At 36.3% G+C, this 22,854-nt stretch carries 23 protein-coding genes and 2 pseudogenes; 18 read left to right on the forward strand and 7 right to left on the reverse strand.

The genetic code is table 11. The features are described from left to right. Positions 1 to 98 precede the first annotated feature (98 nt). The 9 genes from LD272_RS03440 (at position 99) to LD272_RS03480 (ending at position 9,542) form a co-directional block, all read left to right on the forward strand. Complete coding sequence (locus LD272_RS03440) at positions 99 to 956, forward strand: SDR family oxidoreductase (RefSeq protein ID WP_226035196.1); 858 nt, start codon at positions 99 to 101, stop codon at positions 954 to 956. Between the two features lie 663 nt (positions 957 to 1,619). Further along, the gene (locus LD272_RS03445; protein WP_255639627.1) at positions 1,620 to 1,949 is read left to right on the forward strand and encodes a DUF485 domain-containing protein; all 330 of its coding nucleotides are present in this window, start codon (positions 1,620 to 1,622) and stop codon (positions 1,947 to 1,949) included. A gap of 1 nt (position 1,950) precedes the next feature. Beyond that, positions 1,951 to 3,453 carry a solute symporter family protein gene (locus tag LD272_RS03450; RefSeq protein WP_226035198.1) on the forward strand — a complete coding sequence of 501 codons (1,503 nt, stop codon included), beginning with the start codon at positions 1,951 to 1,953 and terminating at the stop codon, positions 3,451 to 3,453. Further along, a complete protein-coding gene (locus tag LD272_RS03455) occupies positions 3,453 to 5,228 on the forward strand; it encodes a LytS/YhcK type 5TM receptor domain-containing protein (protein WP_226035311.1) in 1,776 nt (591 codons plus the stop codon). Before LD272_RS03450 ends, LD272_RS03455 begins: the two co-directional genes overlap by 1 nt. A 15-nt stretch (positions 5,229 to 5,243) precedes the next feature. After that, positions 5,244 to 5,978, forward strand: a complete 735-nt coding sequence (locus tag LD272_RS03460) for a LytR/AlgR family response regulator transcription factor (RefSeq protein ID WP_226035199.1) — start codon at positions 5,244 to 5,246, stop codon at positions 5,976 to 5,978. Positions 5,979 to 6,242: 264 nt separating this feature from the next. Continuing rightward, complete coding sequence (locus LD272_RS03465; protein ID WP_226035200.1) at positions 6,243 to 6,530, forward strand: DUF4212 domain-containing protein; 288 nt, start codon at positions 6,243 to 6,245, stop codon at positions 6,528 to 6,530. A 26-nt stretch (positions 6,531 to 6,556) separates the two neighbouring features. Then, complete coding sequence (locus tag LD272_RS03470) at positions 6,557 to 8,266, forward strand: sodium:solute symporter family protein (RefSeq protein ID WP_226035201.1); 1,710 nt, start codon at positions 6,557 to 6,559, stop codon at positions 8,264 to 8,266. Between the two features lie 30 nt (positions 8,267 to 8,296). Beyond that, positions 8,297 to 8,791, forward strand: a complete 495-nt coding sequence (locus tag LD272_RS03475) for a hypothetical protein (protein WP_226035202.1) — start codon at positions 8,297 to 8,299, stop codon at positions 8,789 to 8,791. 319 nt (positions 8,792 to 9,110) lie between these two features. After that, positions 9,111 to 9,542 carry a DUF2383 domain-containing protein gene (locus LD272_RS03480; RefSeq protein WP_226035203.1) on the forward strand — a complete coding sequence of 144 codons (432 nt, stop codon included), beginning with the start codon at positions 9,111 to 9,113 and terminating at the stop codon, positions 9,540 to 9,542. Positions 9,543 to 9,761: 219 nt separating this feature from the next. On the opposite strand, the gene LD272_RS03485 is transcribed toward LD272_RS03480, so the two are convergent. From LD272_RS03485 to LD272_RS03505, 5 genes are all read right to left on the reverse strand, one after another. Further along, positions 9,762 to 10,607 carry an SDR family oxidoreductase gene (locus LD272_RS03485; RefSeq protein ID WP_226035204.1) on the reverse strand — a complete coding sequence of 282 codons (846 nt, stop codon included), beginning with the start codon at positions 10,605 to 10,607 and terminating at the stop codon, positions 9,762 to 9,764. A gap of 155 nt (positions 10,608 to 10,762) precedes the next feature. Then, positions 10,763 to 10,987 (reverse strand): MarR family winged helix-turn-helix transcriptional regulator, encoded by a 225-nt coding sequence (locus LD272_RS03490; protein WP_226035205.1) that lies wholly within the window; start codon positions 10,985 to 10,987, stop codon positions 10,763 to 10,765. Positions 10,988 to 11,325: 338 nt separating this feature from the next. Further along, positions 11,326 to 12,069 (reverse strand): type I methionyl aminopeptidase, encoded by a 744-nt coding sequence (gene map, locus LD272_RS03495; protein ID WP_226035206.1) that lies wholly within the window; start codon positions 12,067 to 12,069, stop codon positions 11,326 to 11,328. A gap of 331 nt (positions 12,070 to 12,400) precedes the next feature. Further along, the gene (locus LD272_RS03500; protein WP_226035207.1) at positions 12,401 to 14,044 is read right to left on the reverse strand and encodes a methyl-accepting chemotaxis protein; all 1,644 of its coding nucleotides are present in this window, start codon (positions 14,042 to 14,044) and stop codon (positions 12,401 to 12,403) included. Between the two features lie 18 nt (positions 14,045 to 14,062). Next, the gene (locus LD272_RS03505; protein WP_226035208.1) at positions 14,063 to 15,043 is read right to left on the reverse strand and encodes a BMP family lipoprotein; all 981 of its coding nucleotides are present in this window, start codon (positions 15,041 to 15,043) and stop codon (positions 14,063 to 14,065) included. A 281-nt stretch (positions 15,044 to 15,324) separates the two neighbouring features. Here LD272_RS03505 and LD272_RS21555 point away from each other — a divergent pair, with 281 nt between their 5' ends. The 5 genes from LD272_RS21555 to LD272_RS03530 all read left to right on the forward strand — a co-directional run bounded on the left by LD272_RS21555 (position 15,325) and on the right by LD272_RS03530 (position 18,138). Continuing rightward, a complete protein-coding gene (locus tag LD272_RS21555) occupies positions 15,325 to 15,459 on the forward strand; it encodes an AraC family transcriptional regulator (protein ID WP_226035312.1) in 135 nt (44 codons plus the stop codon). Between the two features lie 472 nt (positions 15,460 to 15,931). After that, positions 15,932 to 16,426 (forward strand): fasciclin domain-containing protein, encoded by a 495-nt coding sequence (locus tag LD272_RS03515; RefSeq protein ID WP_226035209.1) that lies wholly within the window; start codon positions 15,932 to 15,934, stop codon positions 16,424 to 16,426. Between the two features lie 247 nt (positions 16,427 to 16,673). Next, positions 16,674 to 16,934: a DapH/DapD/GlmU-related protein gene (locus tag LD272_RS21715; protein ID WP_439647376.1), complete on the forward strand. Its 261-nt coding sequence runs from the start codon at positions 16,674 to 16,676 to the stop codon at positions 16,932 to 16,934. A gap of 524 nt (positions 16,935 to 17,458) precedes the next feature. Beyond that, a complete protein-coding gene (locus LD272_RS03525; protein ID WP_226035210.1) occupies positions 17,459 to 17,785 on the forward strand; it encodes a PadR family transcriptional regulator in 327 nt (108 codons plus the stop codon). Between the two features lie 14 nt (positions 17,786 to 17,799). After that, complete coding sequence (locus LD272_RS03530) at positions 17,800 to 18,138, forward strand: DUF1048 domain-containing protein (RefSeq protein ID WP_226035211.1); 339 nt, start codon at positions 17,800 to 17,802, stop codon at positions 18,136 to 18,138. 500 nt (positions 18,139 to 18,638) lie between these two features. On the opposite strand, the gene LD272_RS03535 is transcribed toward LD272_RS03530, so the two are convergent. Next, positions 18,639 to 19,556 carry a ferritin family protein gene (locus LD272_RS03535; protein WP_226035212.1) on the reverse strand — a complete coding sequence of 306 codons (918 nt, stop codon included), beginning with the start codon at positions 19,554 to 19,556 and terminating at the stop codon, positions 18,639 to 18,641. A gap of 64 nt (positions 19,557 to 19,620) precedes the next feature. On the opposite strand from LD272_RS03535, the gene LD272_RS03540 reads away from it, so the two are divergent. Both LD272_RS03540 and LD272_RS03545 read left to right on the forward strand, forming a co-directional pair. Further along, on the forward strand, positions 19,621 to 19,818 hold the full coding sequence (locus LD272_RS03540; protein WP_226035213.1) for a hypothetical protein: 198 nt from the start codon (positions 19,621 to 19,623) through the stop codon (positions 19,816 to 19,818). A gap of 325 nt (positions 19,819 to 20,143) precedes the next feature. Beyond that, positions 20,144 to 20,254, forward strand: a pseudogene (locus LD272_RS03545) (GNAT family N-acetyltransferase); the annotation flags it as partial. A 111-nt stretch (positions 20,255 to 20,365) separates the two neighbouring features. On the opposite strand, the gene LD272_RS03550 reads toward LD272_RS03545, so the two are convergent. Beyond that, entirely contained in the window at positions 20,366 to 20,794 is a 429-nt protein-coding gene (locus LD272_RS03550; RefSeq protein WP_226035214.1) for a CHRD domain-containing protein, read from the reverse strand. Positions 20,795 to 21,372: 578 nt separating this feature from the next. On the opposite strand from LD272_RS03550, the pseudogene LD272_RS03555 reads away from it, so the two are divergent. Both LD272_RS03555 and LD272_RS03560 read left to right on the forward strand, forming a co-directional pair. Then, positions 21,373 to 21,770 (forward strand): annotated as a pseudogene (locus tag LD272_RS03555) (iron chaperone). A gap of 71 nt (positions 21,771 to 21,841) precedes the next feature. Beyond that, positions 21,842 to 22,411, forward strand: a complete 570-nt coding sequence (locus tag LD272_RS03560; RefSeq protein WP_226035215.1) for a DUF4256 domain-containing protein — start codon at positions 21,842 to 21,844, stop codon at positions 22,409 to 22,411. The last annotated feature ends 443 nt before the right edge of the window (positions 22,412 to 22,854 follow it).

Raw genomic sequence — 22,854 nt, forward strand, 5'->3', positions numbered from 1 at the left:
ACTATAATTATTACATGTAATCAATATAGTTACAAGTGTTTTATTGAAGAAATATTAAAAGAAAGATCAACTATTATATTTAATGGAGGGTACTGAATATGAAATTATTAGTAACCGGAGCTACAGGGAAACTAGGAAGTAAAATTGTTGAGATGATACTGAAAACTGTTCCAGCCAATCAACTGGCTGTAAGTGTTCGTGATCCAGAAAAAGCAACTGGATTAACAGACCGTGGAGTCGATGTTCGTCAAGGTGACTTCAATCAGCCCGAAACATTAGATACTGCATTTGCAAATATTGATCGTTTGTTAATTATTTCAACAGATGGGGAAAATGAAATAAGAATTAAACAGCATACAAACGCAGTGGAAGCAGCAGAACGGGCGGGAGTTAAATTCATTGCTTATACAAGCATCGCAAGAGCAAAGGAAAGCAAAAACTTCCTAGCTCCGCCACACCAAGTAGCAGAGGCGGCCATTTTAAAAACAGGGATCCCGTACTCCTTCTTACGTAACAACTGGTACCTGGAGAATGAAATTCCAACCATCGAAGGAGTAAAAGCGGGTGCTCCTTGGGTTACTTCTGCAGGTAATGGTAAGGCTGGCTGGGCAATGCAACAAGATTATGCAGAAGCTGCAGCCAACGTTTTAACTGGAGAAGGACACGAGAACACCATTTATGAACTTTCTGGAAAGCTATTGAGCCAGGAAGAATTTGCCGCAACGGTTGGCGAGGTGTTGGGTAAAGAGGTAGAAGTGCAACAAGTAGATGACGAGAAATACGCTGAAATAATAAAAGGTGCAGGTCTACCAGAATTCCTTATCCCGATGCTTGTCAATATTCAAAAAAGCATCCGTGTAGGTACACTAGAAGTAGAAAATAGCGATTTTGAAACAATACTTGGTCGCCCAGCGACAACAGTAAAAGAAGGGTTAATTCACTTATTAACTAAATAGTAAATGTGGGTGCCTAGTCACTTTCCGTTTTTTGGGAAAAGACTAGGCACCTTTTGGTTAGGGATATTAGCGAATTCATGAAAATCACACTTCAGAATATATTTGGTCTAAATAGTCACATTGAAATAATTTCTGATAAACATCTCGTTTTCGCTACAACCTTACCAATATTGACCTGCTCCAATAGCTAAAATGTAATCGGGAGAAGCCAAATCCCATGCTAAATAAAATAGTAGGTATTTGATCTAGAAGTAGAAGTTTTCGCGCATCTCCTATTTGTGGTAACTGTTGATTTACAGTATTATTAGGTAAGAAATTCTTCGTAATAATATATTGTTCCCAACCTAATTGCGGTCCATCTTGAATTGCTAATTTTCCTTTTTCTAAGACTAGAATCGATAATTTGCTGCAACATACCCTGCCAATCCACCACCAACAAATTCCCTCCTCTTTGAAACTTTTTTAATATTGTCACACTTATTAGGCATTCTTTGTCTTGATTTATAAAACAACTAAATAGGAGCTTATCTTATGAAGTGAACTGGGGAAGTGTTTGTATCAAATAGATGATAAAAAGTTGATCAAATAGCAAAATAGGACTAACATGAATATTTGCAATTTATTGAATGTTAAAATAATATTGTGATGAGAGAAGGTGATATATTGCTAGAAAAAGATCGTTTAGACATGGAGGCTTTAAAAGAAGATAAGGAATTTCAGGAATTGGTTCATGACAAAATGAGGTATCTTCTTGTGACAATCGTAGGCTTTCTCCTTTTTTATTTAGTTTTGCCATTATTGATCAGTTTCTACCGAAATCAAATATCGTCTTTCTTAGGGGAGCTATTTTTAGTATTTTTCTGGGGATATGCTTTCACCTTATTTATAGCTACTTGGTTACTAGGATGGCATTACTGGAGGGTTGCTACTATTTATGATAGAAAAATATCAACCATTGTAAAAAGGAAAATAATCAATACTGAGGAGTCATAGTATGAATTTAACCTATTTTGTTTTCTTTCTTGCTATTGTTGTTGGAACTCTAATCATTACGCACTGGGCTGCAGGTCGAAGTAACACGACACATCAATTTTATGTAGCCTCAGGAAACCTAACAGGGTTTCAAAATGGGATGGCTATTGCTGGAGACTATATTAGCTCTGCATCATTCCTTGGGATAGCTGGCTTAATTGCATTTCATGGCTATGACGGTTTTATTTATGCTACTGGCTTTCTAGTTTCCTACGTCATTCTATTATTTCTTATTGCAGAACCTGTACGTAATCTCGGTACATACACCTTAGGAGATGTAGTTGCCGAGCGATTTCCAGGAAACGGGATGCGACTTGCTGTAGCAATAAGTGCAATAATCATATCTCTTTTGTATATGATTCCACAGTTGGTTGCTTCAGGTTTACTCATTCACTTGTTGCTTGGGGTTGATTATGCTGCAGCTGTTTGGATTATCGGTATTTTAATGACACTGTATGTCGTATGGGGTGGAATGTTCGCAACTTCCTGGGTTCAGATTATTAAAACCGTCCTGCTCATGTCTGGAACAATATTATTAATACTTATCTTATTTTCAAGAGTTAACTGGGATATTGGAATATTATTGGATCAGACGGTTAAGAACAGCCCATTAGGAGAGAAATTCTTTTTTCCAGGTAATTTGTTTGATAGTGTGATAGAAAGTTTTTCGCTCATGTTGGCTTTAGTATTAGGAACAGCAGGTTTACCTCATATATTAATTCGAATGTTTACAGTGAAAGACGTTAAAGATACACGATTATCTGTATTAACAGCGAGTTGGATTATAGGGCTTTTTTATCTGATGACATTACTATTAGGAATTGGTGCGATTGGCTTTGTAGGTTGGGAAGAATTAGTTACCGTAGACCCGAGTGGAAATTTGTCAGCGTTAGTATTAGCAGAGTTTCTGGGGGGAGATTTCCTTGTTGCATTCGTAACAGCTGTTGCTTTTGCCACCATCATTGCAGTAGTTACAGGTTTAGTATTTGCTGCAACTTCTACATTTTCTCATGACATTTATTTTCACATCATAAAAAAAAGAAAGGCAGACGAACAAGAGCAACTGCGTGTTGCACGAATTACAGCGATTATGATGGGATGCCTGTCCATCTTGCTCTCTCTAGGGATGAAAGAGAGTAACGTTGCATTTTTAGTTTCATTTATGTTTGCTACAGCAGCCTCCACGATAATGCCTTTACTAATACTCACTTTTTATTGGAAGCGCTTTAATAAAGTAGGGGCTTTAACAGGGCTTGCAACAGGTTTTATAGCGGTTTTTTTTCTTTATGTATTAGGTCCTCAGGTTCTAGGTATCATCTCTCTTTACAACCCTGGTATCATAGCGATTCCATTAGGTTTTTTTAGTGCGATAGTGGGAGCATTCTGTGCAAAAAGAGATAACCAAGGTACTAGCTTCGAAGAATTAAAAGTTAAGATCCACACCAGTATCGGAGGTCGACAGTGATGTTTGAGCTAACGATTACCCTATTTGAGAGAATCGGTTTGCTACTTATCATCACATTCATACTAACTAGAATTCCGATATTCCGCTCCCTACTAGATCGTGATATTAGTGTTGAAACCGTTATTTATCATGCATTTGTTTTTGGAATACTGAGTATCATAGCAACGCATATTGGGGTAGTGGTAAAAGGTGACGAAATACGGTTTTCACCGTGGGTGTTGGAGGTAAAACAGGACGAAATATTAGTCGGTTTTAGTCTCGTAATTGTTATGATTGCGGGTTTACTAGGAGGTCCGTTTGTAGGATTTGGATCTGGAATTATAGCAGCATTTTACGTTTTTTTAATAGGTGATGTAGGGTGGATAGCAAATAGTATCATAAATCCTCTAGCTGGATTAGCTGCTGGCTGGACAGGTCAATTTTTTTCACAAGAAAGAGTAATTGCGCCAAACAAAGCTTTATTTATTGGAATTTTTCCTCCAGTGTTGCATATGGGCCTTTTATTAATCTTTTTACCTAATCAAAAAGTAGCAATCGATTTAGTTAACACCATAGGAATTCCTTTAGTTATCACCAATTCCGTTGCATTAGCAATTATTACGATGATGATTCGGATAGCATTAAATGAAACGGAGCGTGAAGCTGCATTAGAAACAAATCGCGCATTATCGATAACGGAAAAAACGTTACCATTACTAAGACAAGATTCCTTTTCAGATAAAGCTGAGGAGATTGCTCAGTTACTTTATGATGAGTTAAATGTCGATGCTATATCGGTAACGGATAGAAAAGACGTGTTGGCACATATTGGACTGGGAAGGGATCATCATTGTCCTGGCGATCGGCTAAAAATGCTACTGTCTCATAAAGCGATTGAAGGTGGGGAAATTCAAGTAGCCTACAATAAAAAAGATATTCAGTGTCGTTTTGAGAAATGTCCATTAACAACAGCAATCATGGTACCTATTTATCAATCAGGGGAAATTATTGGGTTAATAAACTTATACTATCGTCATTCTCAACAAATTCGCACGGTGGAGACAACTTTAGCGAGGGGACTTGGTACACTTATTTCAAACCAGATTAGTGGTTTAGAAGCGGAAAGAATGAAAGAGCTATTAAAAGATGCGGAAATGCGTAATCTTCAGGCACAAATTAATCCTCATTTTCTTTTTAATACATTCAACCTGATCCATTCCCTACTGCGAGTGGATGCAGAATATGCAAGACATATCCTTGTACAGTTAAGTCAGTATATGCGGGCCAATTTAAAAATAGCAAATGCATCATTGATCCCACTACATGATGAGGTAAATCATCTAAATGCCTATTTAGAAATTGTTAAAGCACGATTCTCCGACCAGATTGAAGTAAATATTGACATTGAATCAGGCTTAGAGAATGTACTTATACCCCCGGCGACATTACAACCATTAGTAGAAAACAGTATTCGGCATGGTATTGACATTCAGAAGGAACTAGGAAAAATTACGGTTAAAATGAAGAAAATAGATGACAGAGTTTTTGTCGAGGTGGAGGATAATGGAAAGGGCTTTCCAGAAGAACTTTTACTTACCATCGGCAAGGAACCTTTAGCAGGTAATGATGGAAATGGGTTAGCCTTATACAATATCAATGAGCGAATGAAAGGGTTGTTAGGAGAACACACAGGATTGCACTTTGAAAATCATGACAATGGAGGGATTGTGTTCTTTGAACTACCAATTAATCTAAGGAGTGACGATGAAATAGTATCTGAAAGTGAAGTTTCATAATGGAGGTCATTTGAAATGAAAATGCATGTAATGATTGCAGAGGACGAACGGATAGCACGAGAGGAATTAACCTATCTACTCCAACAAGAACACGACGTAATTTTGTGTGAAAGTGCTAATAACGGAGAGGAGTTATTAAAACTCTATCAAACTTTTCATCCAAATGTCATCTTTCTAGACATACATATGCCTGGAATCAATGGAATTGACGTTGCACATCTACTTCGAAAAGGTCCACTTGAACCAAAACCTCTTATCGTTTTTACGACAGCTTATGATAACTATGGTGTGCAAGCATTTGATATCCAAGCAACGGACTATTTACTAAAACCATACGACAAAGCGAGGTTTCATGTTGCGATGGAGCGCGTTCGTTCAGAGTTAAGTATGAAAGATGCTAGTATCCCACAGATTGATAAACTGGTCATCTCCGTAGAAGAAAAAATAAGAATACTCGATCCAAAACAAATTGGATATGCAGTACGAGAGGGTAAAACTCTAAAAATCTATAAATTGGATAATGAAGTCATCGAAACAAAAATGAACTTGAAAGAATTAGAGGAGAAACTTCGGGGCTACTCTTTTTACCGTCCTCACCGCAGTTATTTAGTGAATTTGGACGAAGTATGTGAAATTACGCCATGGTTTAATGGGGCGTATAACTTAGTGATCAATGATTGTGAAAAGTCACAAATTCCAGTAAGTAGAATAGCGTGGAAAGGATTTATGGAAGCACTCCATCGAACGTAAACATCCTACCATTCACTCTAGTTTTTATACATTTTAAACCAAAAAATATACATTTCGGAACATTATCCAAATTATTGATGCATCGTTTAATATAATAGTCAACAAGCTACAGAAAGCTCGATTGCATGTACAACAATTTGCTAATCGAAAACTGTAAGCGTTTTCTATTGGAGGTGAATGAAGCAGAAGATCATCCCAACTTTTACGGTATTACTGTTTATGAGGTCAGTGTAGAAAGTAAGCGCTCAGAAGGAGGGTTAGATAATGGGAGAACCAGAAAAAGTACAGACACTGGATGAAAGACAGAATTGGTATTGGAAGAAGAATATAAAGTTTATAAGTGGTTTATTAGTTATTTGGTTCCTTGTTGGTTTAGGTGGAGGTGTACTTTTTGCCGTCCCTCTAAACGAAGTTCCATTTTTTGGGGTGACTTTATCATTTTGGATTGGACACCAAGGAGCCATCCTTGTTTTTGTCCTATTAATTTTAAGTTATGCTATCAGAATGGATAAATTGGACCGGGAGTATTACGAAAAAAAGCTTGAAAAATAAAATTTGTGGAGTAAGGAGGTTTTGAATTGAGTGTAGAAGTAATTACAATCATAATGGTACTATTTACATTCGCCCTCTATACGGGGATAGGCTGGTTCTCAAGGGTAAAGGACACATCCAGCTTTTATGTAGCAGGTCAAAACGTTCCTACTGTTGCGAACGGTGCTGCCATTGCAGCGGATTGGATGTCTGCGGCATCCTTTATTTCTATGGCGGGGCTTGTTGCTTTCTTGGGTTACGATGGGACGATTTACTTGATGGGTTGGACAGGTGGCTATGTTTTACTAGCCTTATTGTTAGCACCATATTTACGGAAATTTGGAAAATTCACTGTGCCGGATTTTATAGGGGATCGCTTCTATTCTAACTCCGCACGGACGGTTGCTGCCATAGCAACAATCTTTATTTCTATAACCTATATATCGGGACAAATGCGCGGTGTAGGAATTGTCTTTAGTCGTTACTTACAAGTTGATATCATTGTTGGTGTATTAATTGGAATGGCTATTGTTGGTTTCTTTGCCCTTCTAGGCGGAATGAAAGGTATCACATGGACACAAGCAACCCAATACTTCGTTATTATCATTGCATTTCTAATTCCAGCAGTTGCAATATCGCTCCAGTTAACCGGAAATCCAGTTCCACAGCTGGCGCTAACTAGCAGCGATATTGTAGAGCGATTGAGTACCATTCAGGTCGATTTAGGGATGACAGAGTACATGGCTCCATTTACAAACCTATCTATGCTTAATGTATTCATGATTGCTTTGGCATTAATGGCAGGAACTGCCGGTTTACCCCATGTTATCGTGCGATTCTATACAGTTAAAAATGTTCGAGCTGCTCGTTGGTCAGCGGTATGGGCTATTATTTTCATTGCACTACTTTACTTAACTGCTCCAGCAGTTGGTGCATTTGCAAAGTATAATCTAATCAGTACGATTGCAGATCAACCGTTAGAGGAGGTGCAGGATATTGAATGGGTAAGTAAATGGGAAACAACTGGATTATTACAATTTAACGATCTCAATGGAGATGGGATTATTAACTTTTCAGAAGGTTCAGCAGACAATGAAGTAATCATTGATAAGGATATTATGGTACTTTCTACTCCTGAAGTTGCAAATTTAGCACCGTTTATTATTGCACTTGTTGCAACAGGTGGTTTGGCGGCAGCACTGTCGACAGCCTCAGGTTTATTGATTACGATGTCAAGTGCGGTATCACATGATATTTATTATCGAATATTTAATAAAGAGGCTTCTGAAAAACAAAGGTTACGGGTCGGGCGATTATCATTACTTGTTGCTCTTTTAGTTGCTGCATACGTTGGTATAAATCCTCCAGGGTTTGCAGGGGAAGTGGTTGCCTTGGCATTTGGACTAGGTGCAGCCAGTCTCTTCCCGGTTATCTTACTCGGAATATTTGATAAGCGGATGAATAAAGAAGGAGCCATTGCGGGTATTCTAACTGGTTTAATATTTACACTTGTGACGATTAGTCTAATTCTTTCCAGAACTATTTTTGGAACAGAAGAAGCAATCATAGATAGCTTCTTTGGAATTAATGCACAAGGCGTCGGTGTTGTTGGTATGATCTTAAACTTCATCGTAAGTTTCATCGTTTCACGAAACACACCAGAACCGCCAATTGAAATTCAGCAGTTGATTGAAAATGTTCGAGCACCAGAAATGGATGACAATCTAGAAGCTGCTGCAACAAAAGAGAGTGAATAGGTAAGTATCGTTTGGAAGGAGGCAAATACGTTGAATTTAATAAATATAATTGCAATTTCACTTACCACACTTGTTTGGTTTCATCCTTGGATGGAACTACAAACCTTTAGAAAAGTGATTGGCATCACTTTGTTTTTGGAACTGTTCTATCTGCTCGGGTCATACTTGTTAGACTGGCCATTTCCAACACCATTAGTTCTCGTGCAACTGTTTATTGTTACAGTATGGGGTGTTGTACTTGGGATTGTTTTTTCACGTGTTTGGCCAATTCCTTCTCAAAAAGGGTTTGAACGGATTTTTCGGACATTTATGGTTGCAACTCCGGCACTTGGCTTTGGAATGGGATTACAACTCCTTTTACAGGGAGCTCAAGCAACACAAGCAATCTATTTAATCTTTGCCCTTGCTGCTTGGCTTGGTTCGGGTCATTTTGTGAGAGAAACACCTAAAAAGAGGAACATAATAAAAAAAAATAGATTGCAAATAAGGAACAAAGAAGCTGGGACAAAACTCAGTATGAAGTAATAAAAAAGCGTTACCTTCCAACTCATTGTTGGCGGGTTTCGCTTTTTTGAAATTTAGCAAGTAAAAAAGGATACCTTTTGATAAAATTAAAATGACCACTTTACAACCATAGGAGGTTCCTTAAGGAATAGAAGGGGTCAGATACCACAAAAAGACCAATATTCGTTCCTGACCCTGTTCAAATAAGTTAAGACTGAGAAGAGGAATAATAGATTACTTTCGAGATTGGTTTTAATAAAGTCCTGTTAACTTTAAAGCACCTTTTATTTGAATAATTAACACCTAAATTCATGATAATAAGAAAAAAGGATGTGAAGTTATGAAAAACGAAGAAATTGTTATTGAAGAATTAAATACTTTATTAAGAGGTACATACTTGGGTATTCATGCTCTAGAACACCATATCCAACATCTAGATAATACCGACTTAAAGCGAAAGTTTCAATCGATGCAACAGGAGTCTAAGCAGAATGCTCAAAAGCTTGCAGAACGAATCCAAGATTTAGAGGGCGTTCCTGCCGATAGTGAAGGCGTATCTGGAAAAATGCACAGCTTTATGCATGATAGGATGCTTTCTGAAAATACGAGGGATATTCTAGAAGATGCTTTAAAAGGGGTAGATAATTATGGTGTTCAATACTCAGAGGAGGTTGCCAAGGGAGACTTAGACCTAGAAAGTAAAAGAATTGTCGAGGAAATTATTAATAATAATCGAAGGCATGCTGACGAGTTAAGTCAATTGCTCCATTAACTTATGCAATTAGTTGATTTGTTTAACTAAGAATAGGCCTTTCAATTAATGTTTTAAACTTATGTGCTACCATTGCTTTTGTCGCGATGGTAGCTACTTTTGTTAACAGTTTTTTTGGGTCATTTGTTTGATTGCCAATCACACTTAAAAGCGCATCCTGACCAATCGCTACGTATGAACAATTGCATAAAAATCACAAGATTGATATAGTAATCTACCCTATATCCAATTTTCTTTGAAATCCTCAACATATTTTTGTATATTTGTAGGCATTTTACCTGTTACTTTTTCATAATCATGTTGGATTCCTTTTGCTAGTCCTAGCTTTGTTGGAATATGAATACCAACGACGACGTTAACAAACTCTTCATCTTCACCTACCTTTTTCATAAATTCTTTAAACTCTTTGATAGAAGGGTTAGTGTATTCAATTTTAATACCAAGAACATCAGTCATGATTTTTGCAACATCAAAAAAGTCAAGTGCTTCATTTCCTGTGATAACATAGATTTTGTTTTTATGTTTCACTGATTCGATTAACGAGACAGCAGCTATTTCAGCAAGGTCTCTTGTGTCAACAAAGCTTGTCTTTCCTTTACCTGCTGGAACAAAGATCCGTTGTCTTTCCTTGATTTCCTTACAAAGGAAGTCATTTAAGTTTTGCATAAAATACCCAGCTCGGATAAATGTATAAGGAATCTGGGAGCTTTTGATTAGCTTTTCCATTTTGTAATGGTGGATAAATGGCATGAATTGTACGTCTTTTAACGACAAATAGGCAATGTGCTTAATCCCTTTATCCTTTGCCTTTTTTAAAAAGATATCAAATTGAAGATGTTCACCAGGTGGGTACATTAAAAAGATACGGTCAACATTTTCAAGCGCCCCATCAAACGTGCTTGGATCAGAAAAATCAAGACTCACAAACTCATATCCATCACCAAACGTAGCTGTGGCTTTTTCGACATTTCGAACCGCACATAACATTGAAATATCTTTCTCCTTTAGATAGTTAGTAACCTGTGAGCCAATCTTCCCGGTAAAGCCTGTAACTAAAATCTTCATTCATTGTTCCCCCCATTTAAAACAAGAAATGGATTGACTACTTCTTGTGTTTCTCAGTTATAATCAATATTTTTTTGTTTTTGTCTAGCGTCGTTTCCCCTTGTTGTTAAAGCTTTCAATTCTGTCTGAAATCTTATTTGACATATCAATTGTGTTTAATAGCCCTTCCTCAGAAAAATCCTGCAAAATGTATTGATATAACTCAACATGTTCTTTTTCTTATCTTGCACAAGATTTTCACCTTTTTTAGATAAAACCACCGTGACAACTCTTCGGTCTACCTTACTTCGCTGCCTTTCGATTAAATCCAAGCTTTCAAGCTTATCGGCAATACCAGTTGAAGCACCTGATGTCACACATAATTTCAACGAAGTTCTCATAACCTCCTTCTACTTCCAGGCAAATTTGGTGATTCTTATTGAAATCCGCTATTCCCGCTCGACCGATGCATGCACATATGAAAAGGTGGAGTAGTGTATTAAGGTATCTGGATTTGATATGAATAGAGTTAACAGAAGATTTTAGTTATTGTGACACGAGGGAATGGTTCGTGCTCCACCAAAAGATGAAGAGGTCAGTGATATTATCCCCGTATAGTAGAGATTTCGTTAGGTTATGGTGCCGGGTATCACGTTTGAATAAGTGTCTACGTGAAGTTTCCGGCACTGTTTTTTTGTGGGACAAGGGACCTGACCTTTTGTCCAGTGATATTAATGGCTCACAACGTAGTAATAATCGGTCCTTCCTTCGTAAGAATAATTGTATGTTCGTATTGAGCCACAAAGCTTTCATCGGTTAGATAAGTCCATCCATCATCTTCTGATAGGAAAACTTCCTCTTCAAATGTAGATATAAAAGGCTCAAAGGCAATTACCATACCATCTTTTAAAATTTCGTCATCCCAGCGAGAGAAGTAATTGAAAATATGATCTGGTGCTTCATGAATCGAGCGTCCAACACCGTGTCCAGTAAGATTTTTTATGACAGTTAAGCCATGCTGTTCCGCTACATTGTGTACAGCTTTTCCGAGAGAGCTTATTCTCGAACCTGGTTTTGCCTTTTCAAATCCTGCGTCGAATGCTTCTTTAACAACGTCACATATTTTCTGTAAAATAATTTCTCCCTGCCCAACAACAAAGGAAATACCAGTATCTGCGAAATACCCATTTTTAGAACCTGAAACATCAATATTTACAATATCCCCTTCTTGAATGATCCGTTCACTCGGAATTCCGTGCGCTACTTCTTCATTGATGCTTATGCACGTGTATCCAGGAAAATTGTATTCTCCTTTTGGTGCAGATTGTGCTCCTGCTTTTTCAAAAAGGTCCTTAGCAATAACGTCGAGTTCTTTTGTAGTAACTCCAAGTTTAGTACATTGGACTAATTCATCTCGAATAGACCCACAAATTTTTCCGATTTTTTTTAATCCATCAAAATCCTCTTCAGTCTTTGCAATCATGGTGAATCCTCACTTTTTAATGTATTTTATGTTTATTATTTCATTTAAATTCTAGCATAAGTGGAAAGACTTTTTCTTCAATAAAATGCCCCGATTTAACAATCATCCTTCATAAAAAATAGACATGTATCCATAGTTTGTTCAATAACTATCAATTTTTATAGAACTGCCTATTATTTATTATACAACTTGTCACTAACAAATTACATAGGATTGTGGAGTAACTGTTTTGATGGGGATTGGTTTCAGGCATCACCTGGGAATAAAGGGGTCAGGACCAGATATGGACAAATGTCCATATGCGGTACCTGACCCCTTTTTATAAAGAACTTTAAATCTTAAATCTACTCATTTTGTCTTGGAGTTCTTGAGCCATTTCTGCTAGTGTTTTTGTTGCAGCTGAAACTTCTTGAATAGAAGCAGTTTGCTCCTCTGTTGCACTAGCCACTTCTTGTGAGTGACTAGAGGTTAATTCTGTAATTTCAGAAACATTATTCATAGACGTAATTAATGCATTTTTATTTGTATTTATTTGGTTAAGAGATATCATTACTTCTTCCATCCGTTCGCCAACACTTGTAATCGCTTTGGTAATACCATCGAAAGAATTACTAGCTTCATTAACTAACGTTGTTCCTTCTTGAACAGCTAAATTACTAACTTCCATGGAGTTGACAACATCATTTGTCGTTTCTTGTATAACTAAAATTAATTCACTTATTTGGCGAGCTGATTGTCCCGATTGTTCCGCTAATTTCCTTACCTCATCAGCTACAACCGCAAATCCTTTACCGTGCTCACCTGCACGTGCCGCTTCAATCGCAGCATTTAGGGCAAGGAGATTTGTTTGTTCAGCAATATCGGTAATCATTTCCACAATCTTGCCTATTTCTTTTGAATGTTTGTTTAATCCTTCAATAACACTACCTGTACTTTCGGCATTACGATTGATGATATCCATTTGCTCGGATACACGGCCTATTGTTTCCATACCGTGTGATGATTGTTGTGAGGATTCATGTGATGATTCCGTCACACGTTCGATTCGGTTTGATATTGAGTCAATGTCACTGGAAATTTGTCCCACATTCTTGTTTGATTCATCTACATTGGCCAACTGGTTATCAGAACCTGCAGAAACTTCTTGAATCGCACTGGAGATTTGTTCTGTAGCAGTAGATGCTTCAAATGTATTCGCACTTAATTGTTCAGCGGAAGCAGCTACACTTTGTGTTGTGTCTAATACGTTGGAAATTAGGTCTTTTAAATCGTTGTTCATCTTGACGAAACTATTATGTAACTGACCAATCTCGTCTTTTCTAGTAGTCTTTTCTAACGAGTTTGTAAGGTCACCGTTGGAGATGGCGTTAGCTTGATTAGCTAAAAAGTAAATTGGTTTTACTATTTTATTCGTCATAATGAAGGAGACAGTACTTGTTCCAACTAATAAAATTAATCCCGCAACAATAGCAAAGCCAATAATAAATTCAATTTTCTTTATTAATTCTGCTTGTGCTGTTTGATAGTTTTCATCAATCAACAATTGTAATAGATAGATATCATTTTGTATTCCACGTGTTCGAATCGATTGTTTTTTCGCTTCCGCAGCATCCTTATTTTCCAAGGCTACAGTTGCTTCATTCTCTAATTCTGATAACTTTTCTTCAATTTTAGTGGCTTGTTCCTGCTGCTCCACTGTTAAAATAGCTAACTGATTAAGTATATTTCGTGTTTTTTCTAAATTAATTTGCACCGATTCGGCGCTGGAATCTGTTTTATTTAAAGAAAAGCTACTGAGTCCTTGTTCAACAGATAAAACGGAGCTAGTTAACTTTTCGACATTTACCAGTTGGTCTACATTTTCCGCATTTGATGATTGAATCTGTGTCATTTGATAAATGATAAAGCCAATAATGACACAAGCAATTACTAACGGTAATAGTGCATTTAACATTAATTTTTGTTTAAGCCTCATTGTATTCACCCTTTCTTTTTATTCTGTCACCGTAATGACACCTGATTTGATATCACTCTTCAGCTTATCCAATTGATTTTTTTCTGCAGATGTCAGCGAAAGAACACGAACAGGAGCAAGGTCTACACCATCTTCATTCAAACCTAGTACTAAATCGTTACCAGCTAGTTCTCCATTTTCATGTAGTTCCTTTGATATTTTTAACATAGCTACATCAATATTTTTTAGCATCGATGTTACAACGGTCTTTTCTCCTAAAAAGTATTGATCAGAATCAACACCAAAGGAATAAATCCCTTCTTCTTGTGCTTTATGAATAACCCCCACACCAGTAAAACCAGCTGATGGGTACACGTAATCTGCACCTTCTTGTATGAGTTCAGCCGTTAAACTTGCGCCAAGTTTATCGTCACCAAAATCACCGGCAAACCTTGATATAACTTTAGCATTAGGATTAGTGGCTTTAATCCCTTGGTTATACCCATTTAAAAACTTTCTGATCAGAGGGGTATCCGTTCCTCCAATAAAACCAACCACATTCGATTCTGTTCTCATTCCAGCTATTGCTCCAATTAGGAAACTACCTTCATGTTCCTTAAACGTCACACTTGTCACGTTTGGTAGATCTATCACACTATCAACGATAACGAATTGTTGCTCTGGATATTCCTGGGCTACCTTTTTTAAATCTTCTTCTACCATAAAACCAAGCCCAATGATTAGGTCATTCCCTTGTTCTACTAGTTGTGTTAAACCAGTTTCATAGTCACCAACTTGTGTTAACTCTCGGTAATCAAACAGAATTCCTAATTCATCCCGTGCTTGTTCAAGTCCTGAATAAGCAGAATCACTAAACGATTGATCGCCAAGTCCGACGTCCGACAACATAACGCCTATTTTAACCTTTTCATCTACGATTGAGGTAGCCTTCTCTTCCGAACATCCCACAATCACCAATAGTTGTAAGCAGAATAATAGAAAAACAATCCATTTTTTCATCTGTAAACCTCCAAAGATGTATTATTTTGTAACAGCATTTTCCATTATAGCAAATAATTTCATGCGGAGGTACTTAAACTTCAATAATGTAAGTGGCAGTTCTCTTATAATAGACATATAGTATACACAATATGAAATAGGACATATCATCCTGTTTTTTAAGTTTCTCTGTTAATAAATAAAACAGTGCAGCTTTAGGATATAAGATTTAGTTGTGTCATTGTTATGGGCAAACAGATAAAAGAGAAGTTATTTGAGGAACCTTCAAATTATCAGACATAATAAGTACTGGAGAAAAAAAGATAACGATGGTTGTGCTAGAAGTCGGCTATAGTAATTACCAATATTTTATAAAAGTTTTTAAGAAATATATAAACTTGTTACCTAGTCACTTTGTTAAGGATTTATCCCTTTAAATGAAAGTGCTATTTTATATCTCACTCCAATATTTTTTGTCAAACAATACAAAAGAGTAATGCTAATTCATAATGGCTTGGAGTTCACTCCCTTTAATACTTAGTGTCGTTATATTGTACTTTGTGTACCCAGTATTGAGGTCAGCAGATTAATGAACGGTCATCTTCAAACGGGTCAGATTAACTCGTGTATTACGAAGTAGACAGATACTACGCAATAACGAAACATTTCGACTAACAAGAGGAGCATAGTACTGATTAAATATAAAGATTTTTCTTGATACAGCTATTTAATTATTTTTAAAAAACAAGTAAAATTATAGAATTTTTTGGTTGAAATTAGGATAAATACATCGATTATTAGAATACTACCTTTTAGAGCGTTTGTATTTGGGGGTGGGATTTTAGGATAAAGGAACATAGTAGTCGTGTTGTGTAGCTCTATAAAAGATTAATCAAGGAGGAATTACTTATGTTAAAGAAAAAGTTAGCGATGATGCTGTTTGCTGTTATGCTGGTGCTGTCATTTGAAAGTGGTGTATTTGCTGCAGAGAAATCTGAAACTGAAAAAGATATTGTCGATGTTGCGAAAGAAGCAGGTAACTTCAGTACATTGATTGCAGCATTAGAAAAAGCTGGTTTGGTTGACACATTAAAAGGAGAGGGGCCCTTTACTGTATTCGCACCAACAGATGAAGCATTTGAAATGCTATTAAAGGAACTAGATATAACAGCCGAAGAGCTATTAGCAAGGGATGATTTAAAGAAGATTCTACTGTATCATGTGGTACCAGATAAAGTGATGTCTGGAGATTTAAAAGATGGAATGAAGGTCAAAACGCTCGCAGATAAAAAAGTGGAAATATCACTAGATCCTGTAATGGTCAATAAAGCAAAAGTTATTAAAGCGGATATAGGAGCGTCTAATGGCGTGATTCATGTTATTGATAAGGTATTGTTACCTTAGAAAAGCTGGTGGCTAAGACTGAATCATGCATGATTCAGTCTTAGCTTGATTTGGTCACTACTAGTATTAACTGTTTTTGTTCTACTCAAAGGATAAAATGCAATTGTTCATTTCGGTAAAAAGAATTGTAGGATTAAGTTCTACTACTCTAGACAACTATCTCAAGGAAGTAAATATGTTTGCAGTATTGAAAAAAAAGGGTGAGTACATAGCTACAGCGATGTTCGGATGTGACTAAGTTAAAGAAATGTTAAAAGAAGCATGTGAAACAGTTAGACATAGCATTCTTATTGATGTGGGCTCAAATGACCTTTATTACCATAATTTCCTTAAGTGTATCCCTATTAGGATTGGTAAAGGTGTTTGGATTGGAGCAAATGTCACAGTTGCTCCTGGTTTGAACATTGGTGATGGTGCTATTATTGCTACTGGTGCAGTTCTGAATAAGGATGTACCTCCTATTGTTGGAGGTGTACCTGCGAAAGTTTTTCTTTCTCAAAATACGTAAAGATAGTAAAAGATACAAATAGACCACCTGTATTTCATAAACGTATTTTATGAAATACAGGTGGTCTATTAATTCGAGGCATCCATCAACACTATACGACTCTATGTTAGCGAGCAACCACCTTTATTCTTACTTTGGAAGCTCACTATTTTAATGATGAGTGATAGGGTGGTACTAGAAAAAAAAGGAGTCATGTACCGTTTGGTGTTTATCAAGAGTAAAATGTCTAAGATGTCCACGAAAAGGCAACAAATGTGCAATTATCAAGTTGACCCTTCACTTTGTTTTAAACGAATACTTGAAGATGTATTCAAAATGATTGAATTTGTGGATCAGACTAAATTATTGATGTCAAAGTTTGATGAAAGCACCTGTTAATCCCGCAATAACAAGGTTTCTGTCGAGATTTTTATTCTTGACAAAGATTGCTATTCTGTATTACTATATACTGGTAGTTAGTAGTACTTATTACCATTGATGTAGAAACTGAAAAAATATATAGTGAAATCAAATGGGGGATAAATTTGGAATATATTACAGAAATGTTGAAAGGGGTTCTTGAGGGTTGTGTTCTTGAAATCATCAGCCGTGGAGAAACTTACGGATATGAAATCACGCAACGGCTGCGAGAACTTGGCTTCACCGATGTGGTTGAAGGCACAGTTTATACGATTACCATGCGGCTTGAGAAAAACAATCTGGTGGACATCACGAAAAAGCCATCTACTAAGGGACCTCCGAGAAAATTTTACACACTAAACGCATCAGGTCAGGAGCATCTTGACGTTTTTTGGAACAAATGGGAATTCGTATCAAGTAAAATTAACGAACTCAAAAATAAAATAAAATAAAAAGGAGATGCAATATGAGTATTTTCGGAAAAATTATCGGAAGTCTGGATGATAAGCGAGAATGGAAGGCGATGGAGGCGCGTGCAAAGACACTTCCAAGTGAGTACCACAATGCTTACAAAGCTATCCAAAAATATATGTGGACCGCTGGTGGACCTACTGACTGGAAAGACATTAGTCGTATCTTTAACGGCATTATAGACATGTTCGAGGAAGGTGCAGCGGAAGGTAAAAAAGTCACTGACCTTACAGGGGAGGATGTTGCAGCTTTCTGTGACGAACTAGTGAAGGACTCGGAAACTTGGAAGGACAAATATCGTGCGAAGTTAAATAATACGATTGGTCGTGACTAACGGCGAAATCCTAGTGGGATTTTGCCTAGTATCGACACGGAGAAAACCTGAAATATCGTTTGAGTTTGCTCAGTATCATGAAACGATTGAAAAAAGTAAATCCAAATTTAATAAATAATACCGACTTAATATTTTTAAAAAATTCAATTCAGATATGTTACTAGACAAGATTTAAGGGTCCCAGTAACTCCTGAATTCAAATTGCCAATTGAACTTATTATGGGCGGAGAAGTAATGAAGGAAAAATTAGAAAAAAAAGAGATTAACAGAGTCATGGTTACATTCGGAATTATAGAAACGTAATTTGAATCAACATGACGTATTATATGTAGCTTTGTCTGCTAATGGAATTTTCTATGTTGAAACATATGAAAATCATATTGATTCACCAATAGATATAGAATAAAATGTCTATCTGCAAGTGAAGATGAAAAGTATAATAGGGTAAACAAGGACACCTATACCTATTATACTTTTAAAACAGAGTGATGTTTTGAAAATTAATCTCTAGCCAGTCCTCTTTCAAATGCAGCAAGATGATTTAAAGAGGCGTTACGTAATTGTTGAAAGACTGTTCTCATATCAACAGGCAGTTCAAATGATAAAAACTTATCATACATAGCAATGTTATCTACTTCACCTTGTACACCAGCTGCATAGGATGCTTTAATGCTTTCTGGTGTAGTTATAAAATTCTGCGATAAATCTTCTGGAAATGGTACTTGATACCGTTGAAATAAAGGTAATAATTCACTTATATGTCTCATTTCGGCTTGTTTTATTCTTGTGAAAGTTGGAATGTTACCATAGATTTCAAGAATATTATCATACCTTGTTTGTGCCAAGTATTCATCTTGAAGCGCATAAGTTAGCATTTGAGGGATTGTCAATGTTGTATCAGTTAATGCTCCTTTAGCTCCGTAATTCTCAATTTGACGACTAACTTTGATACTATCTGTTACATTTGAAATAAAAAACATAAACCAAACAGCGTGATTTTGTTCATCTGCTGCTGCACGTCGAAATCTATCTTTAATAAAAGAATCTTTCGTTTGATCGGCTATATCTAAATAGAAATCGACTGCTTCTTGTTCATCCTTAAAAGCGAATTCAATTCCTGCTCTATACTTTTTAGGACAGTTTTCAATAATTGTATAAGTGGGTTGTTGTCCTGTTAAATTTCTATAAATGTTGCTAAACTCTTTAAAATGCCGTTTTTCATCTTTTTGTATCTCAAGTACTTTTTCCTTTACATCATTGGTAGGTGCCACCTTAGCTAAGTGCTCATAACAAGTAATTGCACTATACTCTGCATTAATCGCTTTCTGTATATTATTTACAAGTGAAATGTCATTGGGCATACGATAATAAGCATTATACATTGTACCATGGTGATTTAGATCTTGATTTGAATACATGATTGTCCTCCTCCTGTTTAACTCTCAACTTATTTTATGCTTGATGTATAGGTTACTGTGCACGGTGCTTTCTAGTTCTATCATGGTGACTTTTCTACAGAATGGTTTTACTTTTTTACCTAATCATCTATTTGATACTGATCATGTTACCAAAGCAGATGCAATGGCTGCGGAGGATATCATGGCAATGGAAATACAAATGTATTTGCATGGGAGACTCTTAGTTTACCAATCAAAACTAAGAAGAATTGATTTTTACTAACCTAGGAGAGAAATATTACCAGATCTAGTGGCAGCTTTAAAAGAGTTGAGTTAGGCGAAGTTCATCCTGTTCTTGAGGATAAAATACAATTGTTTACTTAGGCAAAAAGACTTGAAACCTTTTCCAGCGGAGAAAGGAAAAAGTGTTTATCTTTTTATAAAAAGAGCAAATGATTATTCCAATAGCTTTGCAGTAGAGGGGGTTTCGGAAAGCGAAGCGGAAGCGATTTTCTAAGAGTAAGAAAAAATATAGAAAAAAAGACTGGGAATCTGTAAATAGGAATATAAGAGAAATTATTGATTATTTAAAGGAGCGACATATTAAAATGACCTTAAAAATAACAAAGTGCAACCATGAAGATTTAAAACTACTCCAAAAAATAAGTATTGAAACATTTAATGATACATTCAAAAATCAGAATTCACCTGAAAATATCAATTATGTATAGCCGGGGAGAGATACCATGGCTGTATCGTTTAACAAATAATAATGGGACAGATGCCTTACCCTTTCATCTTAGTGGAGCTCTCCCAATGGCAAATGCTGACTAACTTACAGGGATAATTTGTCCTCTGATTTCTCCATCCGGATTTTGTTCAGTATGAGCGTTAACGTAAGTGAGTTTTTTCTGCATCAATTTTAGAAGGTCTCGAATACTATTTACACCTACAGAATTTTCGATAATATCTTCATTCGTAATAATTCCAGTAATAATTCCCCGGCGAGTGCTAATTCCATGCTGTTCTTCGAGAGTAATTAAATCAGCTCCAAATAAGAACACTAGAACGGGCCCATTTTCACCACGGGCACCAAAATGAATATGTGCTTGAACAAAATTTTCAATATCATTTACTTCAAGTTTGAATTTTAATTTAGTACCCTGTTTATTGGTAATAAACTTAGCCGTGCCAAACGCACCCGTCATTACTGGAGGGACCTCATTTTCCCCTTTAAGCCTAGCAATAAACTTCTCCACTTTTTTCACCACCTTAAGAAAGTTACTATATTTTATGAAAATGGAATAGTAAGGTATAGGTGAAAGAAATAGAGAATAAAAAAAGAGGCGTGCCCCTAGGATAAATGGAAACATTATACTATTGTATTCCAAATAAGACAGACTATATAAGTCTGCTTGTTTTGTAAGCTAATACAAGGTTTTCTTATAAACCGAATCTTAAGAACAATTTTGTTGTTCCTTAATGGGCTACCTGTTGTAAGTTTACCTGAAAATTATAAAATAAACTGCTAGTGGATCTCTTTCTACCATTGCTTTAATAGGCATTTTAAATCCTGAAAAAGCGTCAAAGTTTAATGGTGTATCAACTTATGGGTATAATACAAAGTATTTAAGTACCTCATAGTGCTCTTGTTCAACTTCAGATGCAGAGTATCTTGCGTTCTGCAATCAGGCCAGATTGTGGAGGCACTTAAGTAAACAGAAATGTTACAATGAACAGGGGAATTATTTTCAAAAACATAATTGAATACATAGTGAGATGTTTTAATGAAGTAACTTCTCTGGAATGGCATATTGTTTATTTTAAGAGGGACAACATGAAAGTGTTTGAAAAATATTTAGCAGGTATCGATATTCCCAATCATCGCGAATGAACAGAGGGAATTTTGGCGTGGATTGCTGATAAATTTCCACATTTGAAACTGCAAATCAAGTGGAATACGTCAATGTTCTCTGATCACGGGACATTTATCATTGGCTTTTCTGCAGCGAAGTATCATAGGAGCGCTTCACCCGAAGAAGCAGGTATTACGCAATTTGCCAACGACATTACATAAGCTGGCTACAGAGCTCCAAGGGCTTGTTTCGAATTAAATGGAAAGAATCGGTGAATTGCGAATTACTTGAGAAAATGAGTGAATTTAATATTCAAGATAAAGCAGATTATCCGAATTTTTGGGGTAATAGAAAACACACAATTAAATTAATCATATAATTTATTAAACATTTATTATAAAATAACTATTTATTCATACTTAAACAATTATGATTAAGGGGGAAGCTAACATGACAAAGAAAATTAAAAAGGAATTGTCATTAGAACAACGTGAAGAATTACTGAGAGTATTGAAAGCTCGTTTTGAGAAAAACATGCACCGCCATAAAGATGTTGAATGGGCTAAAGTCCAAGCAAAGCTGGATGCTAATAGTGAATCACTGTGGTCGCTCAATGAAATGGAATCTACTGGCGGTGAACCGGATGTTGTTGGTCATGATAACAAGAAGGGTGAATACATTTTCTTTGATTGTTCAGCAGAAAGTCCAAAAGGTCGCAGAAGTGTTTGTTATGACCGTGAAGGGCTGAATTCGAGGAAAAAATACAAACCAGAAAATACTGCTATTGACATGGCAACTGCCATGGGGATTGAACTTTTAACAGAAGAACAATACCGGGAGTTGCAGGAACTAGAAAAGTTCGATATGAAAACGTCGAGTTGGGTGCAAACCCCCTCTGATATTAGAGAACTTGGTGGTGCCCTTTTTTGCGACTACCGCTTCGGGCAAGTCTTCGTGTACCACAATGGTGCGTCATCTTACTATGGTGTCAGAGGATTCCGTGGCTCGCTAAGGGTCTAAACTTTGCACAGTCAGCTAAGTTTGAATTTACAGACGAATCACGTTGGGAAGGGCTTTAATTTCATTATTCAACATCAGGCTCAATTGTGATATAACTACATAATTAACCGTCGGGGCGCGAATCTCTAATTGAGATCGCGCCTTTAAAAATAATTGGCCAGAGTGGCGAATAACTACTGTTTATGAAAAGTACTATTGTTCCAGGTGTTGTTATGATAGAAGTTATTTTTGCATGACGTGAGAAATAAAGGATTTGAAAATATAGTACAAAAACAGAGGATCAATTTTAAGTAAATTATTAAATATTCTAATTATTCTGTTGACAAAATCAAATTACCTAGTGTATTGTAATTATTAACACCAGTGGAGAAAATAACTAAAAAATACTTACTGATTTTATTTTGTAAGCGATTAAAAATAGATTTTAATAAGTTTTGTTGTGA

The sequence above is a fragment of the Aquibacillus saliphilus genome, from assembly GCF_020404745.1.
GTDB classification, from domain to species: domain Bacteria; phylum Bacillota; class Bacilli; order Bacillales; family Amphibacillaceae; genus Aquibacillus; species Aquibacillus saliphilus.